This window comes from Streptomyces sp. CA2R106 (genome assembly GCF_037034245.1).
In the GTDB taxonomy this organism is placed as follows: domain Bacteria; phylum Actinomycetota; class Actinomycetes; order Streptomycetales; family Streptomycetaceae; genus Actinacidiphila.
In genome coordinates this window covers 1-3,963 of the sequence record NZ_JBAGKC010000081.1, presented here as the reverse complement: position 1 = coordinate 3,963, position 3,963 = coordinate 1, and the positions used below count along the sequence as shown (strand labels likewise).

The 3,963-nt window shown below is 74.9% G+C and carries 1 protein-coding gene; it reads right to left on the bottom strand.

Annotation, left to right across the window (positions count from 1 at the left end):
- A partial coding sequence (locus WA788_RS35025; protein WP_335984424.1) for a type I polyketide synthase occupies positions 1-3,879 on the bottom strand: 3,879 nt, incomplete at its 3' end.
- Between the last annotated feature and the right edge of the window lie 84 nt (positions 3,880-3,963).

Here is a 3,963-nt window from a genome sequence, read left to right as displayed (position 1 = left end):
AGAGTGCGCCACGAAATCCGTGGACGGAATACGCCACCGCATCGCCCTGCGCGCGGCCAACTCCCGCTCGAAGTCCGCCAACGCCTCCGGCGCACCCGAAACCACCACCGCGGCAGGACCGTTCACGGCAGCCACCGACAGACGACCCTCGAAGCCGTCCACCAACTCCTGCACAGCGCCCACCGGCATGACCACGGACACCATCGACCCCGCCACCGACAACCCCGACAGCGCACGCGAACGCGCCGCCACCACATGGGCCGCGTCCTCCAACGACAGCATGCCCGCCACCGTCGCCGCCGCGATCTCACCCTGCGAATGCCCCACCACCGCGTCCGGCGACACGCCTGCGGCCTCCCACATCGCGGCCAGAGCAACCATCACCGCCCACAGCACAGGCTGCACGACCTCCGCAGCCTCCAACTCCGGCGCACCCTCCGCACCCATCAGCACGTCACGCAGCGACCACTCCACATGCGGAGCCAGAGCCGCCTCGCACTCCGCCAGACGAGCAGCGAACAACGGGGACGCGCCCAGCAGTTCACGCCCCATCCCGATCCACTGCGTACCCTGACCCGCGAACACGAACGCCGTACGACCGACCGAGCGGGCCACACCCGACACCACCGACGGCGCCCCGGTCCCCGCGGCCAGGCACCGCACCCCGTCCACGAACCCGTCCCGGTCCCCGGCGATTACCACCGCACGGTGCTCGAACACCGAACGCGTCGCCGCGAGCGACCACGCCACATCCGCCGGTGCCGGCTCCGGCCGTTCCGCGGCCCAGTCCCGCAGGCGCCCGGCCTGCGCGGCGAGCCCCTCCTCCGAGCGGCCGGACACCACCCACGCCGTCACGTCACCCGACGCGAGAACGGCGGGGTCCGATGCGGGAGCCTCGTCGGCGTCCACCCGTGGGGCCTCAACCGGTTCGGTGTCCAGCGGTGCGGAGTCCTCGGCGGGGGCCTCCTCGAGGATGAGGTGGGCGTTGGTGCCGCTCATGCCGAACGAGGAGACGCCGGCCCGGCGCACCCGGCCCTCCGCCGTCCAGGGTTCCGCCCCGGTGAGCAGTTGGACGTCGCCGGCGGTCCAGTCGATGTGCGGGGAGCGTTCGGCCGCGTGCAGCGTCTTCGGCAGCGTGCGGTGCTGGAGGGCGAGCACCATCTTGATGACGCCCGCCGCACCGGCGGCGGCCTGCGTGTGGCCGATGTTGGACTTGATCGAGCCCAGCCACAGCGGGCGCCCCTCGGGACGGTCCTGGCCGTAGGTCGCCAGCAGCGCCTGCGCCTCGATCGGGTCGCCCAGCGGCGTGCCGGTGCCGTGTGCCTCCACCACGTCCACATCGGCGGCGGTCAGACCGGAGTTGGCGAGCGCGGCCCGGATGACGCGCTGCTGCGAGGGGCCGTTGGGAGCCGTCAGGCCGTTGGACGCGCCGTCCTGGTTGATCGCCGAACCCCGCACCACCGCGAGGACCTTGTGGCCGTTGCGCCGCGCGTCCGACAGCCGCTCGACCACGAGCATGCCCGCGCCCTCGCCCAGGCCCATGCCGTCCGCGCCCGCCGAGAAGGGCTTGCAGCGGCCGTCGGGGGCCAGCCCCATCTGCTTGCTGAACTGGTCGAACAGCAGCGGGTTGGCGGCCACCATGACGCCGCCGGCCAGCGCGAGGGAGCACTCCCCCGAGCGCACCGCCTGGCAGGCCATGTGCAGGGCGACGAGGGACGAGGAGCACGCGGTGTCCACGGTGACCGCGGGCCCCTCCAGGCCGAGTACGTAGGAGACCCGGCCGGACACCACGCTGGTGGAGATGCCGGTCACGAGGTGGCCGTCGAGTTCCTTCTGGATGCCGGAGCTCCAGCCGTAGCCGGAGGCGGAGGCGCCGGCGAACACGCCGGTGGCGGAGCCGCGCAGCGAGGCGGGGTCGATCCCGGACCGCTCCAGTGCCTCCCAGGCCACCTCCAGCAGCACCCGCTGCTGCGGGTCCATCGAGACCGCCTCACGCGGGCTGATCCCGAAGAAGCCGGCGTCGAAGCCGCTCGCGTCGTAGACGAAGCCGCCGGAGCGGACGGGGCCCGGGGCGTCGCCCTCGCGGTCCTCGATGACCCAGCCGCGGTCCGCCGGGAGGACGGAGACGGCGTCGACCCCGGCGGTGACGAGGTTCCACAGCTCCTCCGGGCCGGTGGCGCCGCCCGGGTAGCGGCAGGCCATGCCCACGATGGCCAGCGGTTCGTCCGCGGGCCCGGCCGGCGCGGGCGTCCCGGTGGCGCGGGTGGCGCCTTCCTGGTCGGCCGCGTCGGCTGTGTCGGCGAGTTCGGCGAGCAGGAAGTCGGCGGTCGCGGCCGGGGTGGGGGCGTCGAACATCAGCGTGGCGGGCAGGTGCAGGCCGGTGGCGCCGCTCAGCCGGTTGCGCAGTTCGACCGAGGTCAGCGAGTCGAAGCCGAGGTCGCTGAAGGCACGGGTGGCCTCGACCTCGCCCGGCGAGGCGTAGTCGAGCACGTCGGCCGCCTGGGTCTGGACGAGGGTGACCAGGGTCCGCTGCTGCTCGGTGCGGGACAGTCCCGCGAGCTGCTTGCGCCAGGACGCCGAGGAGTCCGGTCCGGAGTCCGCGCCGCTGCCCGCGGAGGCGTCGGGCCGGTCCCCGGCCAGTGCCTTCGCGACGTCGGGGAGGTGCTCGATCAGCGGGCTGGGCCGGCGCAGGGTGAAGGGCGGCGCGAACCGCTCCCAGTCCACGTGGGCGACGGTCAGCTGGGGTTCGCCGGCGTCCAGGACCTGGGCGAGCGCCTGCACGGCGTGGTCCTGGTCCATGACGATCAGGCCGCGGCGTATGCCCTGGGCCGCGCCCTCCTCGTCGGTCATGCCGCCGCCGCCCCAGGAGCCCCAGGCCACCGAGGTGGCGGTCAGGCCCTGGGCCCTGCGGTACTCGGCGAGGCCGTCGAGGAAGGTGTTGGCGGCGGCGTAGGCGGGCTGGAGGCCGCTGCCCCAGGTGGCGGAGATCGAGGAGAACAGCACGAACGCGTCGAGGTCGAGGGCGCGGGTCAGTTCGTGCAGGTGCAGCGCGCCGGCCGCCTTGGCGGCGAGGACGGCGTCGGTCTCGGCGAGGTCGGTGTCCTGCACCAGGGTGGCCTGGTTGATGCCGGCGGTGTGCAGCACCGTGGTCAGGGCGGGGCCCTGCGCCGCGATGCGGTCGAGGGTCCCGGCCGCCTGGGCGCGGTCGCTGACGTCGCAGGCGAAGACGTCGACCTGGCTGCCGCGGGCGGCCAGGTCGGCGGCGCGGGCCGCCACTCCCGCGGCGGCCGGGCCGGAGCGGCTGGTCAGCACCAGCCGCTGGGCGCCGCGGCCGGCCAGCCAGCGGGCCACGTGCCCGCCGATGGCGCCGGTGCCGCCGGTGACCAGGGCGGTGCCGCCGGGCGTCCAGCGCCCGGCGTCGCCGCCCGGGCGGTCGGCCCGGCTCAGCCGGCGGCCGTAGATCCCGGACGGGCGGACGGCGGCCTGGTCCTCGCCGCAGCCGGCCAGCACCGCGCAGAGCCGCGCGGTGACCTGGGCGTCGTCGTCCTCGTGCCCGTCGAACCCGGCGGGCAGGTCGACCAGGCCGCCCCAGCGGTCGGGGTGTTCCAGCCCGGCAACGCGGCCGAAGCCCCACGTCAGCGACTGCACCGGGGACACGGTCGCCTCGCCGGGAGCCGCGCTGACGGCACCGCGGGTCAACACCCACAGCGGCGCGCCCACCCCCGCGTCACCAAGAGCCTGGACCACAGCCAACGTCCCGGCGAGACCACGCGGCACCGCCGAGTGCCCAGGCACCGGCGACTCGTCGAGAGCAAGCAGCGACACCACACCCGCCGGTTCCGCCCCGTCCTGGAGGACCTGACCCAGTACGGCGCCCACCGCCGCACGATCCACGGCCTCGGCGGGCACACGCACGACAGTGGTATCCGCGCCACGCGCGGCAAGTGCCGCCGCACAGGCCCG